Genomic DNA, 24132 nt, shown 5'->3' on the forward strand with positions numbered 1-24132 from the left:
GCGCGGCATCGGCAGCGCCGGGGCGAACGACAGCAACTGGACGATGTCCGTGACGCCGAAGGACCAGATCAGCGAGGTGGTGCGCTCCGTGCAGGCGACGCTGGCGGCCCAGTCGAAGCTGGACCTGCTCGGCGCCAAGGTCGAGCATGCCGACGTGCTGTTCGAGAACGGGACCGACAATCATGACCGCGTCTCGCGGTGGAGCGCCAGCCGCAGTGCCGGCGCCAACACCGCGGACGCCGGGATCGTGGACGCCGCGGCAGGCGGCGCCGTTGCGAACGGCCCTGCCGGAGCCGGGGCGGTCCAGACGGGAACCGGTGCTGCCGGTGCCACCGCTGCCGCCGCCAGGACAGTCAGCGCATCGCCGGCCGGTCCGCAGGACGCCACGCAGGACGCCACGCAGGACGCCACAGCCGCGACGGCTGAAGCGGATACCGGCGCTGCGCCGGACGGGACCGCAGCCGCCGAACCGCAGGCTCCCAGTGATGACCGCTGGTTCGTCCCCGCGTTGAGCATCAGCGTCATGTGCAAGACGCAGTGAGCGTTGCAGGGGTTGCGTCACTCTGCTCGGGCGAGCAGAGTGACGAGGTGCATGGCTTACGAAAAAGGCTCCCCGTGGAATGGAATCCACGGGGAGCCTTTTTCGTAAGCCATGCACCCGCCATGATGGCGGGACACAATCAACGCTTCGAGAACTGCGGAGCGCGACGTGCCTTGTGCAGACCAGCCTTCTTGCGCTCGACGACACGGGAGTCGCGAGTCAGCATGCCGGCCTTCTTCAGGGTGATGCGGTTGGCGTCACGGTCGATCGCGTTCAGCGCGCGGGCCACGCCGAGGCGGATGGCGCCGGCCTGGCCGGTGGTGCCGCCACCGTCGACGAGGACGACGACGTCGAACTTGCCCTCGAGCTTGAGCAGCACGATCGGGGAGTTGACCTCACGCTGCAGCAGCTTGGAGGGGAAGTACTCCTCCAGGGTGCGGCCGTTGATGGTCCACTTGCCGGAGCCCGGGATCAGACGCACACGGGCGACGGCTTCCTTGCGACGGCCGGTGCCGTAGCCGGGAGCGATCGCGGAGGTGCCGGTGCCGGCACCCGCGTTGGTCTCGGTGGTGTAGGTGGTGAGCTCCTCTTCGGTTGCCTGAACCGCGGAGTCGTTGGTGTTTTCAGCCATGATTCTCTATCTCCCTTCGGTTCACTTGGACTGCTGCGAGATCTGCTTGATCTCGAAGACCTGCGGCTGCTGAGAGGTGTGCGGATGCTCGGCACCACGGAAGATGCGCAGGCGATCCAGCTGCACCTTGGCCAGACGGTTCTTCGGCAGCATGCCCTTGACGGCAGCCTTGATGATGCGCTCCGGCTTGTTCGCCAGAAGCTCCGCGTAGCTGTCGCGACGCAGGCCACCGGGACGACCGGAGTGCGAGTACAGTTCCTTGCCCATCTTGTTGCCGGTCAGAGCGATCTTGTCGGCGTTGATGATGATCACGTAGTTGCCGGAATCGGCATGCGGGGCGTAAGTCGGCTTGTTCTTGCCGCGCAGCAGGTTGGCGACCTGAGTGGACAGGCGGCCCAGCACCACGTCGGTGGCATCGATGATGTACCAGTCATGGGTCAGATCGGCTGGTTTCGGAGTGAAAGTTTTCACTGGTATACCTTTTCTTGATTATTGTGTTCCGGGCCCGAACCGCACGCTGGTTAGACGTGGCTGTTCCGGCCTCATTATCCGTGGGCTCCCTGAAAGTCCTCGATGGCGAGTGGGAAAGCGCTTTGAAGGACCCCTTAGGGAAACACAACAATCCTTTATAATAACGCGGGCGTTGACATTTCGCAACGCCCGCGCGGCATACCATTGCGGCAGGGCCTCCGACGGCCCCGCCGGATGGTCATCGACCCTGCATGACCCTGGTCAGCGAGAGCAGGCGCGGGTTGGAGAACAGCTCCTCCAGCGGCACCACGTTGCCCTTGCCGTCGGCCAGCGGAATGCGCCAGTTCGGGTACTCGTTGTTGGTGCCCGGCTGGTTCTGCGCACGACGCTCGCCGACGCCGTCGACGATGGAGGCCGCAAGCAGCTTGCAGTGCGAGCCGCGAAGGCCGCGGTAGAGCGCCTCCACGATCTGCTGCTCGTTGCCCTTCTCGTCCTCCAGCAGCTCGGGGTCGAGGTAGCCGTTCGCCACGAGCATGTCCATCATGGCCTTGTGCTCGGCGCGCGCATGCTCCTCGAAATCCTCGGTCGACCCTTCGATCAGGCCCAGACGCTCGCGCAGCTGCACATGCTCGTAGGCGAGGTAGCCTGCCGCCGGCGGCAGGTCGTGCGTGTTGACCGAGGCCAGCGCGTACTCGCGCCAGTCCTTCGGCGCGCGGAACTTGCCGTCCATCTGCTCGAACCATTCGACTGCGCAGCCCAGCACGCCGTGCGAGGACAGCGACTCGGCGACGTAGCTCGGTACGACGCCCAGGTCCTCGCCGACGACCACGCCATGCGCGCGCTCCGCCTCGATGGCGAGGACGCCGAGCATGATGTCGGAATCGTAGTGCACGTAGGAACCGTCTTTCGCGGTGTGTCCGGACGGGATCCACCACAGCCGGAACAGGCCGAGGATGTGGTCGATGCGCACGGCGCCCGCGTGGGCGAACATGCCATGCACCATGTGACGGTAGGCCAGATAGCCGGTGTTCTGCAGGTCGATGGGGTTGAGCGGTGGCTGGCTCCAGTCCTGGCCCTGCTGGTTGAAGTAGTCCGGCGGCGCGCCGACCGTGGCGCCCTTGGCGAAACGCTCCGGGTTCCACCACACGTCGGAGCCGGACGGGTGCACGCCGACGGCCATGTCGGCCATGATGCCGATGTGCATGCCGGCGTCCTTCGCGGCGCGCTGGGCGGCGTCGAACTGCTCGTTGGCGATCCATTCCATCCAGCGGTAGAAGTCGAGCGTGTCGGGGAACTGGTTGCGCAGCCCGATCACCTCGTCGGAGTTCTTGTCGAGCCGCTTCTCCCAGCTGTCGGGGGCGCCGGTCGGAGCACCCCACTTGTCGTAGCACAGGCACCAGGTGGCATAGGCTTCCAGCCCCTCGCCCGTGGTGCGCTTGTACTCGTCGAACGCCTGCTGGCGCTCATGGGTGCGGCCGGCCTTGAAGATCAGCCACAGCGCATGCATCTTCACGCGCCACATCGAATCACGGTCGATGATCTGCGCGTCGCCGTTGAGCGGGTCGGCCTGCGCGTGCAGCTCGTCCACCTGGCCGCGCGTGTCGTTGTCGAGCGTCGCATATTCGGGGATGGACTCCGGGCGGATGTACGTGAAGTTGACGAACCTGCGGGAGATCGGCAGGTACGGCGACGGGGTGAGCGGCGCGACCGGCTCGCCCGCGTGCAGCGGGTTGATGAGCATGAAGTCGGCGCCTGTCTTCTTGCGCGACTCGACCAGCAGCGTCTTGAGGTCCTCGAAGTCGCCCACACCCCACGAACCGGAGGAGCGGATGGAGTAGAGCTGGGCCATCCATCCCCACAGCTGATCCTTCTGCATGGCGGGCAGCGTCGGGATGCGCTGCGGCGCGCTGATGAGCGTGGCATCCTCGGTGCGGTCGCCGACGGTGACGTGCAGCGTGTGGTAGCCGACCGGCACGTCGGCGGGGATGATGATGAGCGCTGTGGCGACGAACCGGCCGCCCACCTCGTACGCCTGCGAGCCGTCGCCGGGACCGGGCTCCAGCGTGCCCTCGTACGCCGTGCCGTCCTCAAGCGTCAGCGTGGCCGAGGGGATGTCCATGATGCCGGTGTTGACCAGCACACGATCCTCGGTGTCGGCGATGTGCAGCACGGTGGGCGCGACGAGACGTCCATGGCGCTGGTCCAGAATGCGGACAATTGATGCGTCGATGGCCTCGTCGTCATGCGCATCGACTCCCAGAGCGCCCAGCAATGCCACCAGGACATCATCGTCGATCTCGTGGTAGTCGTTGGTCATTCCCACATAACTCGTGGCCAAACCGACCAGCTGAGCCAGATGGATCAGCGGCCGGGCAAGGCGCTCCGCACTTTCAGTACTCTCTGTCATACCTTCAGTGTAAGCCAGCGTGCACCCGGCACGCTGCCATACGCCGCGAATTTACGTCATTTTTTGCCGCAGATAACGAGCCTGTGACATGACGCCAATGCACTGAGAGCGCTCTCACCGGCCATAGGCGGCGAGCGGCATGCGGGGCGTCAGCTCGCGCTCGCCCGTTTCGCGGCCTTCGCGACCTCCGGCGCCGGGTCGCCGCACAGCTTTTCCAAAGTCTCAGGAGCGACCTGCGGGTTGAGCGCGACGGCCCGGCGGACCATGGTCGCCAGGATCACCGGGGCGTCAGGCTCGCTCGATACGCCGAGATCGGAAAGGAAGTCCAGCGTCTGCGCGTCCACGTCCGGGTTCTGCGCACCCTCCAGCCGCATCTTCCACGACGTGCGCTTGTTGCGCAGCGCCGCGTCGCGCACCTCGGGCACCGCGTCCTTAGTGAGGCGGCCCACCAGCCAGTTCTTGTCGTCCTCGTTGGCGGCGACGGCCCGGCGCACGTCCGCCTCGGGGTCGGACGAGAGCTTCACCAGGATGTTCGGGAACGGCATGGTGCTCGCCAGCATGATGCGGTCCTCCACCGGCGTGTTGAGGTTGCCGGCCACGGCCTCCAGCAGTGCGGTGGCGCGCGAGAACGCCGCCTGGTCGGAACGGTCGGGCAGCGGCCGTCGTGCGAACTCGGACAGTTCGGCGCTGTCAGTCGAGTGCCGCAGCCTCTCGTATGTCGTCGTCAGCGGCTCGAAGTCGGGCGCGGCCTGCTGCCCGGCCGCAGTCGTGTCGGTGGCCTGCGCCGCGTCCGGCGCGGCGTTCTTCTCATTCGTATCAGTCATACCCTCACCTTACCGCGCGTGTGCGGAAGGGAACCATATGTTCCCCTCCGGCGCGCTCACGCCACCGGGACCGGGCGGCTCACCTGCTCGAGCGGCCGCGGCGTGACGGCCGCGTTGAACGACTCGCGCACGCGCCGCAGGAACTCGCCCTCCCTCGCCTGCGGCAACACCACGTCCAACGCGACGCGGTCCGTGTACTGTTCGTTCTCCAGCCGGCCGTCGCAGGACGCCGCGATCTGCTGGAACACGGCGAGCTGCGGATACTGCAGGTCGACCGCATACCTGCGGCAGGCGACGATATCGGCCAGCCGAGCGGCCTTCACCCCCAGCGACGCGGCCGACGAATACGCACGGATCAGGCCGCCGGAGCCGAGCAGGATGCCGCCGAAATACCTGGTGACCGTCACCACGCAGTCGATCAGGTCGCCCTGCCGCAGCACGTCGAGAATCGGCTTGCCTGCGGTGCCGGACGGCTCGCCGTCATCGCTCATGCGCTCGCTGACGCGCCCGTCGCCGTCCACGCACATGGCCGCGTACGCGACGTGCCGGGACTTGGGATGCCGCTCGCGGATGGTCTCGACGAATGCGAGCGCCTCGTCGAGCGTGTCGGCATGGCAGGCGTCGGCGATGAACTCGGACTTCTTCTCGACCAGCGAGTCGTGCGCCGGCGAGTCGGCGGCGTCAAGAACGGTTCGTCTCATCGGTGATGTTCCACTCCCTTACCACGTTACTGTCCGCGCCCATGGCGTAGATGACGTTCCATATCCGCTGGCGCACCTGGGCATCCTGGTCGGCAGACCAGCATGTGCCGTCCGGATGGTCGGACGAGATCGGGCACCAGCGGTATTCGCCCTGCCGCATGTTCGCGGTCGGCACCCAGTCGATGCGGTTCACCCGCCAGCTGCCCGCCTGGCCCTTGCGGCCGGCGAACTGGATGCGCGCGGTGATGCCCTGGTTGTTGACGATGCGGCTGGCGGGCGCGCTCACGGTCACCGCATTGCCGGTGCCGTAGATGATCCACGTGCCATGATAATGCTCGATCGGCTGCACGCAGTGGCATCCCGCGCCGTAGATCACGTCGAACGCGCCCGTGTCGGCAAGCTCGTGCGCCTCGGAGACCTGCCATGAGTCGGCGTAGTCGATGTACTCCTGCACGGAGTGCATGGCCATCGCCACCACGTCGGCGCCCTGCTCGCGGGCCGCCTTGGCCTTGGCGACCGCGCGGTCGATGTCCGACTGGTGATGCGGGTCGCCAGCCTCGCGCAGACGGTCGACGCGCCAGTCATAGTCGGCGACCTCGCCGTTGAGCGAGACGGTGCCGGTGACGATGCCGAGCTTGCCGCCGCCGGTCGGCGAGTCCACGACCAACGGTTTCGTGGAGTCGGCCTCGCTCTTGTATGAGCCGGTCTGCGCGACGCCTTTGGCGGCGAGCGTGTCCCACAGCCGGTTCACGCCGTCGGCGCCCTGGTCCCATGAATGGTTCGTGGCGTGGGTGCAGGCCTGGAACCCGACGTTCGCGGCGGCGTCCGCGACCTCCGGCGGGATGGCGAACACCGGGTAGCCGGCGTACGGGCCGCCGCGCGGAGCGATCGGCGTCTCAAACTCGCATACGGCGATGTCGGAGGCCTGGATGTAGCGCCGCATCGGCTCGAACAGCGGGGCGAAGTCGAACGCGGTACCGTCGGTGGCGGCGGTGTTGGCGGAGGCGAAATGCTTCCACAGGTTCGGATGGAACAGCAGGTCGCCGTTGACGAGCACCGAGATGCAGTCGCGGTCGGGGCAGTCGGGCGAGTTGCCGTGATGTTCGACGACCGGCTCAGGGACGGACTGCGTGCGGTTCAGAGGCTGACTGCTTGTTCCGGTCTGCGGCTGCGCGGTCTGGGACGTCCGCGATTGAGCCGCGCTCCCCCACGGGCTGAACGGCATGCCGGACACATACCAGACAGCCGCCGCGAGTACGAGGATTACGGCGAGCGCCGCCGCGACGATGCGGCCGGGCCATGATGACGATGCCGGAGGGCGGCCATGCTGACCGTACTTGCGAGTATGCCCCATTGGTACTCCTCTCTTTTACCGTGGATTCCCAGTCTAATGCGTTGCCGTTACCGGTGACGCGCGGGGATGCGAAGGGGCGTGGTCCCGTGATGGCGGAGGTGTGTGGCACCATGTGCCAGCAGTCAAATAGTGAAATAAATCTCTTACCATATGAACATCGATGCTGTCGTGTCGGTTGCCCGGCACCGGTACAATGGGAAGCCGGAGGGAAGGACAACGGCGTACCTCCGTTCTCCCCTACCTGTACCGCAGATGAGGATGCAGGTGGCCAAGTCAGGAAACACGGGTCTGAAAGCCGGCGCGAGGAGCTCTCTTGGCCCGGATGCCGGGACGCCGGCCGTGTGCCGCGGCGTGATCGATGGTTCGTCCGTAATTTCTTGCGCTGGGAAGATACGCCATGCGGCATTCCAGGTCCGTGACCCCGGATTGGTGCGATCTTCGCCGCCAGCCGACCGTTGCCGCTCTCGAAGGAGGCCATCAGCGGCCGTTTGCGACCACGACTTGCCGGATCCCATCCGAAAACGGACGCAAATCAACTCGTCGGCGTCCGTTTATGACTAGGATCTGTCGCCTCCTGATAAGAAAAGGCCACGGAAAGGCCATTTCGCGGCCGTTTCCGGTCAAAAGCCATCAGACTCCGGTAGCAGACGACCGTACGACAGACCGCCGGCGGGCCACCCCGCGAGATTCATCGAGGGAAAAGACCGGGGCGGACACCCACGCCAGCTAGTCAGCTTCTCCGCCGACACACGCGGATAAGACCCACGTTTCTTTACTTAACCCAGACCAATAAACAGAAGGGGTCACGCCGTATCGACGTGACCCCGTAGAGCGGAGACAGAGGGATTTGAACAGTACCCCTCGGAAACGTTGGAATTCCAGCGTTCTCGGGGATGACGGCGAGCGCCGTTAGTTAATAAGTTAGTTATCGGCGCTGTTTTCACAATTCCTTTACGGCTCTGCTTGCAAGAATGGGAGGCCATCAATGGCAATCAATTCTCGTATCGACCCCATCCCCGCGCTTGTGCGTGCGGGCGACACGCTTGCGGCGTCGCGCACGCTGGAGGGGCTTGACCGTGGCATTCGCCGCAACCGGTGCATGTATTGTGCGACCGACAGCATGAGCCGCAACAGGATCGCCGCTCTGTTGTGCCGGTTGGCGAACGGCAGGGGATGGAACGTGGCGGCGCTCGCAGACCATGCGGGCCTGAGCGGTGACATGGTGCGCCGTCACTTGGACGGCAGCCGTGACATTGAGGTGGCGGACGTGGAGCGGTACGCGGCGGCGTTCGGGTACACGCTGACCGACTTCGCCGCCATGTGTTCGATGGTTTGCCCGATCACGCGCGACTGTCTGACGTACGACGACTACCGGCGCATGTCTACCAGTCTGCTTGTGTATGAGAACGGGGAGGACTCTACGCGCCCCCTGTACGTGAGTCCGGCAGGACGCGGCAGGGCGCGTGTCAGCGTCGGCGGCATGGAGCGCGGCAGCATCGTCCTTGAGTCGTGGCAGTTGCGGCAGATCGCCGACTATGCGGACACGGCGGGCTGTGGCGTGGTGGAACGATGAGAGGGGCTGGAACGATGACGACGACGAACGATGATCGTTTCATGCTGGACTCTACGGCAGCGCCTTGCGTGCCACGGTGGGCGGGCGATGTCGATATCAGGACTATGGGCGGCGAGCGCCGCACGTCGTTCGTGGGCGGCTGCAACGCGGTGGATGACCCCGGCTATTCGTTGGGCGTGCTGCTCACTGTGAGCGTCACCGACAGCGGGGACGGCGTGCGCACGGCTGACGGCAGCATCATTGTGGCGGACGGCGAGGGCGGGCATGACGTCCCCTTGCAGTTGGCCGACCGTGCCGCCGCGTGCCTCGCCCTCATGGCCGCCGCCTACCGGCAGGACATGCCGGAACCCGACGCGCGGCAGATAGAGGCCATGGCGCGGGCGATACGCGACGCAGCCGAACACGTCACCGGCGAGCGCCGCACGGACTCGCAACGGCAGGACGCCACCACCGGCAGCGCCATGGCAGACACGGCAGACACGGAACAGAAGATCTAGCCGCCCCACGGCAGGAATACAGTCCGTAATGGGGATGGTATCCCGTGACGGCTAGCCGCCCTACAGGGGCGGGCATGGAGCGCCGCAGGCACATGTGATGCTTGCGGCGCTCTCTTGTATCCGCCCTCATGTGCTGCCGTCCTAAGCCCTCTTAAGACCTCTTAAGACCACGGCGCGGGACATCGCAGCGCCGCCGCCACACCGGCAGCGCCACGGCTGCACGCATCCCGCCCCCGGTGGGGAGGGTACCCGCGTACGCGCGTCAAGGCCGCAGCGACTCTAGTTCTGACGCTGGATGCATTCTGGAGCCATTCACGAAAAAACGTTGCAGTCCTCACGGTGCCGTGGCTAGCCGCCGCCGGTGGGGATGCCGCTGTGACACCGGTTCCGCCGCTGGATGCATCCCGTAGCCATGCACTGAAAAAACGTTACCGCCCTCATGCCGTGATCTATGGCCGCCCTCGCAGCGCACACCGGCAGCACGGCAGGGGACGGCATGGCAGCGGCACCGGCAGCGGGGACGGCAACAGGCGCGGCGCTGCACGTGCCCCTTGGCGCTCGCAGGCGATGCCCGGTGATGACGTCTCCAGCGCCTACGGTATCCGGCAGGCCATCCCAGGCGCTGCCGCCCATGGCGTCCCTTCCACCGGCAGGACGTGCCGCCGTCATATAAGGGGGGTCGGGGGAGGGTGCCCCCGGCATGTGCGTCAAGGCCGCTGTGTCTCTGGTTTCGCCCGTGAATGGTGTCCCCGGTTCCTTTTGAGATTAGCGTGACATGGCGGGGTCATACCCCGGAACCGTTGCAATTCCGCCAACTTTACTTAATGTAATGTTGTTCCGCGTCCTTCATGGCAGCGGCGACGCCGCATGTATCGCCATCGTCGCCGCCGTGATCTAACCGCCGATGGTGTCCGGGCGGGCCACGCCCTAAGCCAAGGTCAGGGGCGACAGTCCCGCGTGCGCTGCATGGCATGACGGCCGCGGCGACGGCGGCGGGATTGATAAAGGAACGGCGGCGTGAACCCGTCGCACACGATCACGGAAACGTTGGAATTGCAACGGTTCCGGTTGCGCCGACTCACGCACATTCCGGGCGTGTCGATGCTCGGACGCCTTACGGCAGTAGGGGTCAGGCGGTTGCGCCGACGTTATCGCACGATATGCAAGAACAGAACGGCGACCTACGTAAAGAAACAAGCCGTCCATCTTTATGTCATTTACTACACGCTGATACATGCGGATACACGCAGCGGCAGGACGGACGCGGCCACACAAGCAATGTGGATTAGCAGCCACATTGCAGCGCGTGCAGCCGTGCGGACTCGATGACTTCAGTAATGGTGAACTCATGCCCGCACCTCGGCGCACGCTCGCAGGCGGTGGCGCTCGCCGCCTTCCCGGCATGTCCCGCCTTCCAGCGGTGGCGGCTGACGTTTGCCGCTGCCGCGCGTGGCTGCCGCCACGCTTGCCCCATGACAGCCCTACCGCAGCAGGCGGCGCACACGATAAGGGCGCGGATATCCGGGAACACCTGAAAGCGAATATTGAATCGATACAAGACTTGTATCACCCATGATGCCTAAAGCGGTTCTGAAACTACGTAGCCGATTAGGTAAAGCTACATATCCTGTATCATCCATGACGCACGGACGCCATTATCATGATGTGCGAAACGAACACGATTCATGTTCGCTTCCCTGTTCCCTTTTCTGCTTTTCCCGTGTAGATAGTTGTCTACATGTCTACACCAATGTTTCCAAGGCTTCCGGGGTTATTTCATGACTGTCTACACGGTTGTCTACTTGTCTACAAGCGGTATCCGTGTAGACAAGTAGACAGCCGTGTAGACAGTGCAAAAACATGCCCTTAGCCCTACTGCCGCAACGTGTAGACATGTAGACAACTATCTACACGGGAAAAAACAAAACAAGGGGGTACATCTCATGTGAGAAATACCCCCTTGAAGTGACATTCCTACAGGCGCGTACTCGTCCTACTGCTTCAGGTAGTACAGCGTAGTTTCCCGGTCGTCCAGTGCGACAGTCCCAAGTCTCCCGGCTAGTACAAGATCGTCCAGCACCTTACCGCACACAATCCGGTAGTTGGTGGAAATGCCGTTGCGGATAGTCCGCGAGGTCGTCCCATACCTTCCGTAGCCCTTGGCGCTCGCCGCAGTCGTCACGTCCCGGCGCTTCAGAAACTCGATGATCGCGTCACCGGCGAGCGCCGTTGCCACTGCCTCGCCGTCTTCCGCGCGTTCCTTCATGGTCTTCTTGCGCTGCCTACGCCGTTCCGCAGCGCCCGCCGCGATGCACCGGTCCCGTACCATGCGCGAGTGCCGCACGATGTAGGCGGCACGCTTCCAGTCGTCGCGCGTCACCTCGTATTCGTGGCCGTCCCGCTGCTCCATGACGGCGAGTATGCCCGCCGTGCGAATGCAGGTCAGCACGGTGTGGGCGTCGATTGTCTTCAGCGGCAGTTCCGCGTTCTGCTCTACAAGCGGTTTGACCCCATCGGGGTACGACAGTTCACGGATAGGCAGCGTTACGGAACTGTCGTTGTACACGCGGTCGAGCTGGTCGGCGGACGGGGACGCGTCCCGCAGCTTGGCGACGTCGAAGCCGAAACCGCCTTCAGGCGGCGGCGTGCCCGCAGGCTCGGCGGGCGCTTCCGCTTCGGCGTAAAGGAACCGTTGCGGCAGTCCCTCGTCTTCCTTGCTGACGATGACGCCCAGCTTGGCCAGTTGGGAACCGGCGCACATGCCGATACTGTACGCGCCGTCAGGCACCGACAGCCGTTTCTCCTCGCTCGCAGTCCAGTTGCTAAGATCGCCGCCGCTCCATGCCGTCAGCAGGGTACCCGTGAGCGTGCTCCCCTGACGGCTGGACAACGCGCCCAGTTTGGTGATCTCGTCAATGGCGACGAACGCCCGCATGTTGCGGCAGGCGAGCACGGTACGCCCGCGAGCGCCGCCCGCTTCCTTGGCGGGCAAGGGGACGCGCATGGCGAACATGGCGATGACGCCCTCGCCTGAAGCGGGTTCGGCGATGGTGGCGTTGAGCATGTCGGGGATGATCTCGCCCGCCACCTTCCGCGCCATCGTCTTGCCGCCGCCCGATGGTGCCACCGTGACGGCGTACATGTTCAGCGGACTTTGAGCGCCCCTGAACGCTGGTGTCTTGATGGTCGGGGGGATGCACGCGGCGGCGCGGCAGAGCGTGGCGGCGAGCACCGCCCAAGGGTTCATGCCCCTAGCCAGCGCGTAGTCGTGGATGTACTTCAGTCGCGGGCTTGAGGCCCAGAACTCTGAGTCGTCCCCGTAGTGGGTCATGCCGGGCAGGAGCAGGCGGGGTGCCGTTTCTGCTACGCTCATAGGAGGGGTGCCGTTCTTTCCCATACTTGCGGTGCCCCTCTTCACTCTTCACCCGCAAGCGCCGCAGCAATGCCCGCCGCCTGTTCGTAGGCACGCTGGTTGAGGGGCGCTCCCATCACCTTGAGAACGTCGTCGCGGTTGTACAGGGTCTTGCGGTTGGTCGGCTTATAGACGCGCACCTTGCCCTTGCGTACAAGATCGTTCAGGTAGGCGCGTCCGCAACGGAGCTGTTGCATGGCTTCCACGCTGGTGTACACCGGCAGGGCGATGGCGCTGCCGATTTTGAGATTCGACACGGACGACTTAGTCTGGTTCATCGAAGTTCCTTTCTGCTTAAAGGAGTATGCCCACCGGCGTTGCCGGTGGTTCGGTTTTTCGGGCGGCAGACCGTCGCCCGTGGGAGCTTCAGCGGCGGCGCGGGTATTGCAGTACCCGCGCCGTCTTTTGTCTTCGGCTCGTTTCTCCCGCTGACACGTCCCGTGTATGGGATGTACCGCGTTCGTTCGTTGGTAGTTCAGCACCATAGCACGCATGTACGCGACAATCTAACGACTTGATGCACATGAAACGTTTGGAAACCGGTTAATGCTCATGAAAATAACGAACGTGTGTTCTACTTATCCTCATGTTATCCACCGGCCCACCGGTGCTGCCGTCTGACCATGTGCATAACCGCACGCGGGATTATCCACATTTTCTGCATACATTCTGCAACCGTTGAATAATGCCACGGCATTTTTTGGCGCTCGCCGTCTTCCGCGTGTCGTTTTGGCCTTCCGTAGCCTGTATTTTGCCCTATCCGCTGCCCGATCTGCTGCCCGATCGCATGGTCGGCGGCGGACGGAACCACGGACGGAACCACGCGCGGTTATGCAGCCGTTGCGATGGCGGGGCGCTCGCCGTCCCCGCTAGCATCCTTGGCCGCGTCGATGGGCGCATAGATCTTGTTGGCGAGCGCCCGGCGTTCCTCGATGCTGGAACGCTGGTAGATCTCCACGTTCGTCTTCACGTCCGCGTGGCGCTGCAACGCCATCGAGTCTTTGACGCTAGCGCCCGCGTTCTTCGCCGCCGTCGCCGCCGTGGCCCTGAGCGTGTGGAAATGCAGGTCGGGGCGTCCCGCGTTCTCTGCCGCCTTCTTGAAGTGGTTGCGCAGCGTGTTCGGCTCGATAGGTTCATCGGGGTGCCTGTAATGGAACAGGAACGTCGTCGGTTTGCCGTCCGTGTGCTTGGCGATGTGTTCGCGCAGCAGGGGAACAACGGCGTCGGGTATCGGCTCGCTTGCGTTGCTCGCCCTGTTCTTCGTCGGCCCTAGCCGTAGTTTGCCCCTGTCGCCCTCGCCGCGCCGCAGGCTATGGCGGATATGCACGATTTTCTTGTCAAGGTCGATGTCGCACAGGCGCAGGGCGCACACCTCGCTGATACGCATACCGCCAACGGCGACGGCGAGGATAGGGGCGAGCCGCGTATAGGCGGGCATGTCGTGGTAGATCTTCCATAGCTGCTCATTGGTGACGACGGGTATTTCGGCCTGTTTGCTCGGCGGCACCGGGGGCGCGGCGTACGTGCAGGGCGTGGCGGTGATGTACGGTGCCTCTCCGTCCATCCCCATTTCGGTTGCCTTCCGCATGACGCGCTTCATGTCCTTGTAGGCGTTGCGCCGTACCGTCTCGCCGTTGAAACCGGTGAACCCGCCCATGTGCTCGCCGTCAAGGAACCGGCCCACGTCCCTAGGCTTGATGTCCGTCAGCCGCCGCCCCCTGAACGCGGCGATGGAATAATGCAGATTGTTCTCCAGTTGCCGGACGGAACCGGGCGCGAGCCTGTCGCCGCCGTTCATCCGGTATTCCTCGATGAACTGTTCCGCATACCGGTCATAGGTCATGTCGGCGCGTTCGTCCCGCCGCCGCGCCGCCGTCTTGCGCTCGCTCGGGTTCAGGTACTCGTCAAGGCGTCCCTGACGCTTCAGCGTCTCGATGTAGTCGCGCTCGTTGTCCAGCCATGCGCGGGCTAAGCGTTCCGCGCCGTCGCCCCTGAACTTGTTCGTCACCTTGCGCCCGTCGATGGGACTGGAGTATTGCGCCGTCCAGCCGATCACAGCACGCTTTTGCACCGGCTTGCGCAGTTCCGACTTCGCCTGTGACCTCGTGGGGAACACGCTGCCGAACTCGGAGCGCCGCGACGTCCTTGCCTTTCTTCCCATACTTGCCGTCCTTTCCACTGGGATAGGTGGTGTTGTTGCAGACGACTATAACCGACATGCCGTTAGTCAGGAAGTTAGCTACAACGCGCAATAACGCGCCGAAACACGGCGCTCACGGGGGTGTATCATAGGGCGTGGGAACGGCTTAATACCGGGCCTGAGACCAATAAACAGAAGGGGTCACGCCGTATCGACGTGACCCCGTAGAGCGGAGACAGAGGGATTCGAACCCTCGAGCCGCTAAACGCGACTAACACCTTAGCAGGGTGCCCCTATCGGCCACTCAGGCATGTCTCCATGTCACGCTTTCACGCAACAGCATGTAATCTTAGCATCATCCCCCGGACTAAAGCAACACGGTGTGCCGCGGCGGACGGCAGCGGCACGTCGGCAGCCGCCACGCGCCGGGCGGAACGTACGCCGCGAGCGCCGGCACCCCCTTATTTCGCCGGGTTCGTATCGCCGGTGAACGTGACGATGACCGCAAGAATCACCAGCGCCACGCCGATGCAATCCCAAACGGTCGGGAACTCGCCGAACAGCAGGCCGATGAACACGGCGACCGCCGGATTGATCGACTGCATCACCGAGAACGCCCCCGACGTCGTCCGGCGCATGACCACCTGGTCGACCACATACGGCATGAACGAGGCGAACAGCGCCACGACCAGCAGCAGGCCGACCAGTTTCAGCTCGCCCTGCGCGCCGACCGCCCACGTGGCCTGCGCTTTCGGCTCGATCGTATGCCGCACCGCCGGGACGGCCAGCACCACCGACTGCAGCGCCCAGCCAATCAGCATGCCGACGCTCAGGTTGTCAAGCGAATTGCCGCGCGCCGCCACCTTGCGTCCCATGACGATGTACACGCCCCACATCGATCCGCCGCACAGGATCGCGACCAGGCCGACCAGGAACCGGCTGCCCGACGGCTGGGAGAGCGACATGCCGGCAAGCAGCACCACACCACACGCCGCGATGGCGATGCCGAGCCGCTCACGCCACGACCGGCCGGCGATCACCGCCACGGTGAGCGGTCCGACGAACTCGATGGCGACCGCGATGCCGACGTTCATGTTGCTGATGGCCAGATAGAACATCGTGTTCATCAGCATGATGGATGTTCCGCAGGCCGCCACGACCACCCAGTCGCGCCCCGTGTGCGGCAGGCCGCCGCGTCGGGACGCACGCCACGGCCGTCGCCAGGCGAGCAGCATCAGCGCGGTGAACCCCACGCGGTACCACACCGCGTACAGGGGATCGAGTTGGGTGAACGCCAGTTTCGCGACCAGTGTCGCGGCATACATGAACACCGCCTCGCCGACGACGATCAGGAACACCGGCACACGGTTGAGCACCTCAAGAACGACCTTCTTCATACTGTCACGGTAGCACCGTGGCGGCTGCGCGGCCGTCGGGCGATTCGCCGGACCGCGACGCCGCAACGGCATCACGGACGCAACGTCACCGCCCGACCGGCCGCCGACCACCACCCCTGCGGCTAGGATGGGCACCATGAGCAACGCACCGAGACTGGCCGCCGCCAAGCGTGACTGGGGGCATGACGAGACCGGCTGCACGGTGCTGCACATCGACATGGACGCCTTCTACGCCTCGCTTGAGGTGGCCCGGCATCCCGAGCTCAGGGGACGGCCGGTAATCATCGGCACGGGGCCGCGTTCGGTGGTCTCGGCGGCGAGCTACGAGGCACGCCGGTACGGCATCAATTCGGCGATGCCGTCCGCCCGCGCCCGGCAGCTGTGCCCTGACGGCGTGTTCCTGCCGGTGGACATGCGCTACTACCGGATGATGTCGCACCGCATCGTGGACGAGGTGTTCAGCCGTGTGACCGACCGGTTCGAGCAGGTTTCGGTGGATGAGGCGTATATGGACGTCTCCGGCGCGCTGCTGGCGTGGGGTCGGCCGAGCGCGATCGGCGCGTGGATGCGGCAGGAGGTGTCCGCACGGTTCCATGTGACCTGTTCGGTGGGCATCGCGACGAACAAGCTGGTGGCGAAGATGGCGTCGACGAACGCGAAGCCGGACGGGATGCTGCTCATTCCGCGCGCACGGCAGGCCGAGTTCGTGCAGATGATGCCGTTGCGCGGCATTCCGGGCATCGGGCCGTCGCTGGAGCGGCGGCTGGCCGCGTGGGGCGTGCGGTCCGTGGCCGACCTAGCCGCGTTGGACGAGGCGACGCTCGCGCAGGCGTGCGGCTCGGCGAAGGCGGCGCATGGGCTGTATCTCGCCTCGCGAGGTTTGGATTCGCGCGAGGTGACGCCGTACACGCCGGAGAAGTCGGTCGGCGCGGAGCGCACGTTCGTCACGGATACGCGAGACGCCCGGCAGGTCATGGACCTGCTGCGGCGGTGCTGCGACGAGGTGGCAAGCTCGCTGCGGCGTCGCGGGCTGACGGCGCGCACGGTGACGGTGAAGCTGCGGTTCGCCGACCTGAGCTACCGCACGATGTCGCACACGATGGAGCGGCCGACGGATACGGCATCGGCGTTGTATCCGCAGACGGTCATGCTGCTGCGGCGCATGATGGGGATACCGGACGAGCGTGCAGCGACGGGCGGCGACATGCCCCGACTGCCCTTCGAGATTCGTCTGGCCGGCATGAGCGCGAGCGGATTGGCGCAGAAATCCGGATCCTCAGTGCAGCCGACGCTGGATGACGTGTTGGAGGAGTCGGCCGCGCAATCGGCCGGGACAGGCACGCGCTCCGCACGTCAGCGTGGCGCCGAGCAGGCGTTGGACGCGGTGCGCCGCAAATACGGCAACAATGCGGCCCGGCTGGGGCTGTGAGCTCCGCGGAGCACCATGGGAGCACTGTTATTGCCGTCATATATACGACAAAATGGACATATTCGCATGTCGCTTTGCCTGCACAAGATGCATTTCGTGAGATGTGGGTGTTTCATGCGCGGCAATCCAGCATGACCCGATTGACTGCTCACGTCCAAATCGGCTTCATTCCAACGATGCAACGGTTCCGACACCGATACGGCGACGTCATCATCACACCACAAAACACCCACATCTCACACACCGGGCTGTTTCGGGGCCAGAAAAGCCCGTGGAAGGCTCAGGCCGCGGAACGCTTCAACCGCTCAGCCGCAGCTTCGATTGCCTCGTCGGTGGCGGTGGCGGAGAACCGCAGGTATGCCGGTTCGCCATAGAATTCGCCGGGACTCGGCACGATACCGAGCTTGGCCAGCGCAGCCATGTCCTGCCAGCAGTCGCCGCCGCGGGCGCGCACCCACACGTAGAGCGCACCTTGCGGCATGCGGGCGTCATAACCGGCCGCCTGCAGCGCATCGACCAGCGTGGCGAGACGGTCATGGTAGCGCCGCCACTGCGCATGGACGGCGGCGACGTCGCGCAATCCCGCGGCCATGGCCGCCTGCACGGGACCGGGGATGATCTCGCCGATCTGCTTGCGGTAGGAGGTCATCTCGGTCACCAGTCGGTAGTCGCCGGCGATGAATGCGGTGCGATAGCCGGCCATGTTGCTTTGCTTCGAGAGCGAATACAGCACCAGCACACCGTCGGCGCTGTTCTCGCATACGCGCGGCGACAGGGCGCACGGCGTGGCGGACAGGCTGAACGCTTCAGCCGCGGCGGGCTCGTTCGATTCGGCGACCGCGGAACGGTCGGAGAACCTGGCCGACTGCCAATCCATCAGCGCATAGCATTCGTCGGACAGCACCACGGCGCCGATGGACCGCGCCGCCGCGATGACCCCGGCAAGCCAGTCCGCGCCCATCACGTCACCGGTCGGATTGCACGGCGAGTTGACCCATACGGCCTTGACTCCGGGAACGTTGCGCCACGAGTCCACGTCGGCCACGTCACGCACCTTGAGCACCGTGGCCCCGGCAAGCTGGGTGCCGATCTCATACGTGGGATACGAGACCTGCGGCTGTACGACCACATCGCCGGGCCCCAGATGCAGCAGCGAAGCCATCAACGCCACGGCCTCCTTGGAACCGACCGTCGGCACGACCGCGGCGTTGACCGCACGCAGGTCCACGCCGCGCAGATGCAGGAACCATTCGCGAATCGCGGCCTGAAGGTCGGCGGTGCCGACTGTCACCGGATAGCCGTGCGCGTTCGGCGCGTCCGCGGCCACGGCAAGCGCCGCCCGGACACTGTCCGGCACGGGGTCGACCGGAGAGCCGACGGACAGGTCAATCATGCCGCCGTCAACCGTCTGCGCGGTCTTCTTGTACGCGGCGATGCGCGACCAATCATAGGGCGATGAGAACGTATGGAAGCCCATGGCGGCGAACCGTCAGTCCTGGTTCTGCGGGGGCAGCGCGGCGACCTGCTCGGGGTCCTTGCCGATCGGGCCGTGGGCGGAGGCGCCGCCGAAATCGCCCACCTCGGCGAAGAAGTTCGCCGCGGCGTCCTTGTACCAGGCCCACTCCTCCGGCAAATCATCCTCGTAGAAGATGGCCTCAGTGGGGCACACCGGCTCGCATGCGCCGCAGTCGACGCATTCGTTCGGGTTGATGTACAGGGAACGGGAACCCTCATAGATGCAGTCGACGGGGCATTCGTCGACGCAGGCCTTGTCCTTGACGTCCACGCAGGGCTGTGCGACAACATACGGCATGGCAAGTCTCCTTCAATTCCGCTACGACAACCGCCGTAGCGCATCATGGTCACTTATCTCATCATCATCCGCAACCGCCGCGACGCTGGCGACGGCTGCGACGCTGATTTCGCTGCACTTAAGAATAGTCCCGGCTTGCGACGCTCGGCGCGGGACGCAATCCGGCCGCACCGCGCGCGGCAGTCAGTCGGCGGCGAGCGCCACGCCGTCGCCGCCCTCCCCCAGCTGGCCGGAGCCCAGCCGCGAGTGACGGTAGCCGTAGCCGAAGTACACGGCGAAACCGACGACCAGCCACACGAGGAACCGCAGCCAGGTCAGCACGGACAGGTTGAGCATCAGCCACAGGTTCGCCAGCGCGATCAGCACCGGAACCCACGGGTTGCCGGGCATGCGGAACGCGCGCGGCAGCTCGGGGCGCTTCGCCCGCATGATCGGCACGGAGACGGCGACCAGCGTGAACGCGGAGAGCGTGCCGATGTTGACCATGTCGGACAGCACGCCGATGTCGAAGCAGGCGGCGACCAACGCCATGACCACGCCCACCACGATCTGCAGCACCGCGGGAGTGCCGTGCTTGCCGGTGCGGCTGAGCGAGCGCGGCAGCAGGCCGTCGCGGCTCATCGCGAACACGACGCGGGTCAGGCCCAGCAGCAGCACCATGACCACGGTCGCCAGGCCCAGCACGATGCCGAAGCTGATGATCTTCGCGGCCCAGCCGGCGCCCACCAGCTCGAAGGCGGTGGACAGCGACGGGTTCGGCTGCGCGGCGAGGTCCTTGTACGAGACCATGCCGGTGGTGACGATGGCGACCAGCATGTACATGACGATGATGAGCGCCATGCCTACGCCGATGCCGAGCGGCACGTTGCGGTGCGGGTCCTTCGTCTCCTCGGAGGCGGTGGCGACCACGTCGAAGCCGATGAACGCGAAGAAGACGAGCGCCGCGCCGGACAGGATGCCCGGAATGCCGTACACGCTCGGCGTCATGCCGGTCATGAACTGCCACAGCGGCTGCTCCCACGAGCCGGTGACGGTCGATCCGGGCACCGCGGAGGCGGGTTCGGCCGGCGGGATGAACGGCGTGAAGTTGGACGCCTTGACATAGAAGAAGCCGACGATGACCACGAAGAACACGATGGCGATCTTGAGCACGGTCATCGCACCGTCCACGCGCGCGCCGATCTTCGTGCCGAAGACGAGCAGCGTGGTGAAGAACGCGACGATGATGAGCGGCGCAACGTCAAGGTGGAACGAGCCGATGGCGATGTTCGTGTCCGCATTCCAGCCCATGAGGTGCATGAAGTCGTTGAGGTAGACGCCCCAGTACTTGGAGATGACCGAGCCGGCCATGAGCATCTCCAGGATGAGGTCCCAGCCGATGACCCAGGCCACGATCTCGCCGATCGTCGTGTATGTGAACGTGTAGGCGGAGCCTGCCACCGGGATCATCGACGCGAACTCGGCGTAGCACATGACCGCCGCGCCGCACACGACGCCGGCGATGAGGAAGCTGATGATGACCGCGGGGCCCGCGTGGAAGGCGGCCGCCTGCGCGCCCACCGAGAAGATGCCCGCGCCGACCGCGACCGCGACGCCCATGATGGACAGGTCCCACCAGGTGAGGTTGCGTTTCAGCGAGCGCCCCTCCTCACCGGTTTCGGCGATGGTCTGCTCCACCGACTTCTTGCGGAATATGTGCATGGACATGGTTGTGCTCCCGATTGCGCGCCGTTGACGGCGGTGCCGTGTCGTTCTGTATTGCTGTGTCGGTGTCGTCGCGGTGCGCGGCCGGCAGGGCCGTCACCGCGATCGCCGCCGTCCGGGCCGCTGTTGTCGTCACCGTTGATGGGCGCCGCGACCGGACTGCGTTTGCCGACGTCACGACATTAGCCGCGGTCGATGACAAGGGCGGCTGCCGGGTGGGTGAGCCGGTTCGCCTGTTTGGCGGACGCCGACGGATGCGGCCGGGCAAGTGCGTTGCCGGCCGGACGCACGCCGCGGCTCAGCGCAGGTCCAGGCCGACGACGACGGGTTCGGGGACGAGCCGGATGCCGAAGGCCTGCTCGACGCCGTCCTGCACGGCTTTGGCAAGGGCGGCGATGTCGGCGGCGGATGCGCTCCCACGGTTGGTGAGGGCGAGGGTGTGCAGCGTGGACAGACTCGCCGGCGCGTCCGGCGCGATCCGGTATCCCTTGTGGAAGCCGGCATGGTCGATGAGCCAGGCCGCGGACGTCTTGACCCCCGGCGTGCCGTCCGGCAGGGTGGCGGCGAACCGCGGCGCGTCCGGCGGCAACGCGGCCGCGGCGGCGGGGTGGAGGATCGGGTTCATGAAGAAGCTGCCGCAGCTGTGGCGGTCATAGTCAGGTGCGGGGGCTGCGTCCGGCTGCGTTGCCGAAGCGTCCGCCTGAGCCGCCTGCGCATTCATCGCGATGGCCACCTGGTCGGTGCGTTTCGTGCCGGCCATCGCCGGATTGCCGTACCGCGTGGCGTCCTCCAGCATGCCTTTCGCCGCACGCACCTGCAGCACGGCGTTGCGGATGACCGTGGTCGCCATGCGGTCGCCGACCTCGACGCCGAGCGCCTTCGCCAGCTGGCCGTAGCCGACCGTGCCCTGTGCGCTGTGGCGGAGCACGAACGTCACCGACAGCACTACGTAGCGCGGCGTGGGGAAGAATCGGTCGGCAGGCACCGCGGGCGCCTGGTACATGCTCGCTTTGAGCGCGCTCATGCGGTAGCCGAACCCCATGTCGGCGGCGGGGATGTCGCGTGTGGTCTTGGTCTTGCGGTCCCACACCTCCACGGATTCGACGCTGGAGGCGACCTCCTGGCCGTATGCGCCGATGTTCTGCACGACGGACGCGCCAACCGTGCCGGGGATGCCGGACAGTCCTTCCACGCCTTCCAAGCCCAGCTCGACGGTGAAGGCGACGAAATCGTCCCAGTTCGCGCCGGCTTCGGCGTTCACGTGCACGATGCGTTCGCCGTTCTCGACCGGCGCCGCCTCGTCGGGCACGGTGATGCGACGGCGTGCGTCGCGGATCACGACGCCGTCGAACGGCTCGTCGGACACGAGCAGGTTGGAGCCGCCGCCGATCACGCACAACGGCAGTCCCTTGCTGTCGGCGTCCTCGACGGCTTCGATGACGCCGACGCGTGAGGTGGGCTCGACGAACCGCGCGATGCGTCCGCCGACTGCGATGGTGGTGAGGTCTGCAAAACTCGTCATGCGCTCCAGCGTACACGCGCCCCGTGAGTGTGCGGGCGTACGCCGCCGCCGGCGCATTGCGTCCGACGGCGTACTACAGTGGCCGGTATGGGATTGCTGGGAAAAGACGGCGTGTCGGATGCTGCGGCCATGCCGGACGCCGCGTCCGCGTCGGGCACTGTGCCGCCGGTCACTGTGCTGCCGGTCACCGACGTGATTTTCGACTATTGTGACGTGCTGCTGGACTGGCGGCCGCGGCTCGCGTTGGAGGATGTGGCCGACCGTGACACACTCGACGGGTTCTTCGCGGCCGACGCCGCGTACGGGTTCTGGCATTATGACGCCTTGTCGGACAGCGGCTGGAGCGAGGAGCGGATCATCGACGACTATGCGGCCCATCACGGTGGCGACGGGCTGATCATGCGCACGTATTTCTCACGCCAGCGGCTGGCGCTCTACGACATGATCGACGGGATGCCGATGCTGCTGCGCGACTTGGACCGTGCGGGCGTGCGGCTGTGGGGGCTGACGAACTTCACGACGGCATTCGTGCAGGCGGCGCACCGCAAGTTCGGCTGGCTTGGACTGCTGCGCGATACGGTCGTCTCGTCCGAGGAGCGGCTGCGCAAGCCGGACGCGGAGATTTATCGTCGCGCGATACGACGGTTCGGCGTCGACCCGGCGACCACCGCGTTCGTGGACGACAAGGCGCGCAACGCCGACGCCGCGACGGCCATGGGCCTGCACGGCATACGGTTCACGAGCGCCCGGCAGGTGCGTTCGGCGCTCGGCGTTGACTGACGTGCGGGCCGGCATGTGGGCCGGCGCATGGACCGGACGGCGCAATCGGATACGGTTGGTTGTTCTTTCATGACGAACCGTACTCGGAACGGTCCGTTCGAGTACGGTCGGTTTGTATTTCCAGACGGACCGTACTCGAAGAGGTCTGTTTGAGTACGGTCGGTTGCTTTTCCGTGACGGAACGTACTCGAAGAGGTCTGTTTGAGTACGGTCGGTTTATTTTTCGTGACGAAACGTACTCAAAACACACCGTTTGAGTACGGTCGGTTGTGAGGATTGCGGGTGTGACGCTCCCCCAGTCAGCTACGCTGACAGTCCCCTCCACCGAGAGGGCCAAGGACAACGGACCGTACCCGGAGCGGCCTAGCGTTTTGGGTATAACGCAAAGAACCCGACCGGTTGGGGTCGGGTTCTTTGTACAAGATGGTAACGCGCTCAGCGGGTCTCGCGATGCACGGTCTGCTTGCCGCAGCGCGGGCAGAACTTCTTGAGCTCAAGACGATCCGGCGTGTTGCGACGGTTCTTCGTCGTGATGTAGTTACGCTCCTTGCACTCGGTGCATGCCAGCGTGATGCCCGGACGGATGTCGGCGCTCTTGCTTGCCATTTGGTTCACCTCTTGTGTTCGTTGTCCACCGACGTTGTGTCGGCCTTTGTAGCGAGAAAGAGACTCGAACTCTTGACCTTACGATTATGAGTCGTACGCTCTAGCCAGCTGAGCTATCCCGCCAGAGAGCCCCGAGTGAGAATTGGACTCACGACCTCTTCCTTACCAAGGAAGTGCTCTACCACTGAGCTATCGGGGCGTGGCGGATAGTGGATTCGAACCACTGAAGCACGAGGCGACTGATTTACAGTCAGTTCCCTTTGACCGCTTGGGAAATCCGCCATGTCGCTTGTTGGGGCTTAGCCTCAACCGGCAACTTGACTATCTAAA

Annotated in this window: 19 protein-coding genes and 4 tRNA genes; 4 read left to right on the forward strand and 19 right to left on the reverse strand. The window is 65.1% G+C overall.

Features of this window, described 5'->3' with window-relative positions; genetic code table 11:
- Positions 1-680: 680 nt before the first annotated feature.
- The 6 genes from rpsI to F7D09_RS03220 form a co-directional block, all read right to left on the reverse strand.
- Positions 681-1172: a 30S ribosomal protein S9 gene (rpsI, locus tag F7D09_RS03195; RefSeq protein ID WP_152233984.1), complete on the reverse strand. Its 492-nt coding sequence runs from the start codon at positions 1170-1172 to the stop codon at positions 681-683.
- Positions 1173-1193: 21 nt separating this feature from the next.
- The gene (gene rplM, locus F7D09_RS03200; RefSeq protein ID WP_152233985.1) at positions 1194-1643 is read right to left on the reverse strand and encodes a 50S ribosomal protein L13; all 450 of its coding nucleotides are present in this window, start codon (positions 1641-1643) and stop codon (positions 1194-1196) included.
- Between the two features lie 238 nt (positions 1644-1881).
- Positions 1882-4050 carry a 4-alpha-glucanotransferase gene (gene malQ / locus F7D09_RS03205; RefSeq protein WP_152233986.1) on the reverse strand — a complete coding sequence of 723 codons (2169 nt, stop codon included), beginning with the start codon at positions 4048-4050 and terminating at the stop codon, positions 1882-1884.
- A gap of 149 nt (positions 4051-4199) precedes the next feature.
- On the reverse strand, positions 4200-4874 hold the full coding sequence (locus F7D09_RS03210; RefSeq protein ID WP_152233987.1) for an AbrB family transcriptional regulator: 675 nt from the start codon (positions 4872-4874) through the stop codon (positions 4200-4202).
- A 56-nt stretch (positions 4875-4930) separates the two neighbouring features.
- On the reverse strand, positions 4931-5575 hold the full coding sequence (locus tag F7D09_RS03215; RefSeq protein WP_152233988.1) for an IMPACT family protein: 645 nt from the start codon (positions 5573-5575) through the stop codon (positions 4931-4933).
- The gene (locus tag F7D09_RS03220; protein WP_376863125.1) at positions 5556-6929 is read right to left on the reverse strand and encodes a CapA family protein; all 1374 of its coding nucleotides are present in this window, start codon (positions 6927-6929) and stop codon (positions 5556-5558) included. Before F7D09_RS03220 ends, F7D09_RS03215 begins: the two co-directional genes overlap by 20 nt.
- Before the next feature lie 985 nt (positions 6930-7914).
- On the opposite strand from F7D09_RS03220, the gene F7D09_RS03225 reads away from it, so the two are divergent.
- Positions 7915-8502: a hypothetical protein gene (locus F7D09_RS03225; RefSeq protein ID WP_152233989.1), complete on the forward strand. Its 588-nt coding sequence runs from the start codon at positions 7915-7917 to the stop codon at positions 8500-8502.
- 14 nt (positions 8503-8516) lie between these two features.
- Positions 8517-8999 (forward strand): hypothetical protein, encoded by a 483-nt coding sequence (locus tag F7D09_RS03230; protein WP_152233990.1) that lies wholly within the window; start codon positions 8517-8519, stop codon positions 8997-8999.
- 1993 nt (positions 9000-10992) lie between these two features.
- On the opposite strand, the gene F7D09_RS03235 is transcribed toward F7D09_RS03230, so the two are convergent.
- From F7D09_RS03235 to F7D09_RS03255, 5 genes are all read right to left on the reverse strand, one after another.
- The gene (locus F7D09_RS03235) at positions 10993-12372 is read right to left on the reverse strand and encodes a YfjI family protein (RefSeq protein WP_152233991.1); all 1380 of its coding nucleotides are present in this window, start codon (positions 12370-12372) and stop codon (positions 10993-10995) included.
- A 41-nt stretch (positions 12373-12413) separates the two neighbouring features.
- Entirely contained in the window at positions 12414-12689 is a 276-nt protein-coding gene (locus F7D09_RS03240; RefSeq protein WP_152233992.1) for a MerR family transcriptional regulator, read from the reverse strand.
- 551 nt (positions 12690-13240) lie between these two features.
- Positions 13241-14572: a tyrosine-type recombinase/integrase gene (locus tag F7D09_RS03245; protein WP_152233993.1), complete on the reverse strand. Its 1332-nt coding sequence runs from the start codon at positions 14570-14572 to the stop codon at positions 13241-13243.
- A gap of 209 nt (positions 14573-14781) precedes the next feature.
- A tRNA-Ser gene (locus F7D09_RS03250) sits at positions 14782-14869 on the reverse strand.
- Positions 14870-15012: 143 nt separating this feature from the next.
- A complete protein-coding gene (locus F7D09_RS03255) occupies positions 15013-15948 on the reverse strand; it encodes an EamA family transporter (RefSeq protein ID WP_152233994.1) in 936 nt (311 codons plus the stop codon).
- Between the two features lie 136 nt (positions 15949-16084).
- Here F7D09_RS03255 and dinB point away from each other — a divergent pair, with 136 nt between their 5' ends.
- Positions 16085-17377, forward strand: coding sequence for a DNA polymerase IV (gene dinB, locus F7D09_RS03260; RefSeq protein WP_152233995.1), 1293 nt, complete (start codon positions 16085-16087; stop codon positions 17375-17377).
- Between the two features lie 280 nt (positions 17378-17657).
- Here dinB and dapC read toward each other — a convergent pair whose 3' ends face one another.
- The 4 genes from dapC to F7D09_RS03280 form a co-directional block, all read right to left on the reverse strand.
- Entirely contained in the window at positions 17658-18854 is a 1197-nt protein-coding gene (gene dapC, locus F7D09_RS03265; RefSeq protein WP_152233996.1) for a succinyldiaminopimelate transaminase, read from the reverse strand.
- A gap of 12 nt (positions 18855-18866) precedes the next feature.
- Positions 18867-19190 carry a ferredoxin gene (gene fdxA, locus F7D09_RS03270; RefSeq protein WP_152233997.1) on the reverse strand — a complete coding sequence of 108 codons (324 nt, stop codon included), beginning with the start codon at positions 19188-19190 and terminating at the stop codon, positions 18867-18869.
- Between the two features lie 183 nt (positions 19191-19373).
- Positions 19374-20891: an amino acid permease gene (locus tag F7D09_RS03275; protein WP_152234017.1), complete on the reverse strand. Its 1518-nt coding sequence runs from the start codon at positions 20889-20891 to the stop codon at positions 19374-19376.
- Between the two features lie 301 nt (positions 20892-21192).
- Positions 21193-22416: a UDP-N-acetylmuramate dehydrogenase gene (locus F7D09_RS03280; RefSeq protein ID WP_376863128.1), complete on the reverse strand. Its 1224-nt coding sequence runs from the start codon at positions 22414-22416 to the stop codon at positions 21193-21195.
- An 87-nt stretch (positions 22417-22503) separates the two neighbouring features.
- On the opposite strand from F7D09_RS03280, the gene F7D09_RS03285 reads away from it, so the two are divergent.
- Positions 22504-23196 carry an HAD family hydrolase gene (locus F7D09_RS03285; protein ID WP_226835906.1) on the forward strand — a complete coding sequence of 231 codons (693 nt, stop codon included), beginning with the start codon at positions 22504-22506 and terminating at the stop codon, positions 23194-23196.
- Between the two features lie 435 nt (positions 23197-23631).
- On the opposite strand, the gene rpmG is transcribed toward F7D09_RS03285, so the two are convergent.
- From rpmG to F7D09_RS03305, 4 genes are all read right to left on the reverse strand, one after another.
- The gene (rpmG, locus tag F7D09_RS03290) at positions 23632-23802 is read right to left on the reverse strand and encodes a 50S ribosomal protein L33 (protein ID WP_003814458.1); all 171 of its coding nucleotides are present in this window, start codon (positions 23800-23802) and stop codon (positions 23632-23634) included.
- A 49-nt stretch (positions 23803-23851) separates the two neighbouring features.
- Positions 23852-23925, reverse strand: a tRNA-Met gene (locus F7D09_RS03295).
- 4 nt (positions 23926-23929) lie between these two features.
- A tRNA-Thr gene (locus F7D09_RS03300) sits at positions 23930-24001 on the reverse strand.
- A 1-nt stretch (position 24002) separates the two neighbouring features.
- Positions 24003-24084, reverse strand: a tRNA-Tyr gene (locus F7D09_RS03305).
- Between the last annotated feature and the right edge of the window lie 48 nt (positions 24085-24132).

It is taken from the genome of Bifidobacterium leontopitheci, assembly GCF_009193355.1.
Classification (GTDB): Bacteria; Actinomycetota; Actinomycetes; order Actinomycetales; family Bifidobacteriaceae; genus Bifidobacterium; species Bifidobacterium leontopitheci.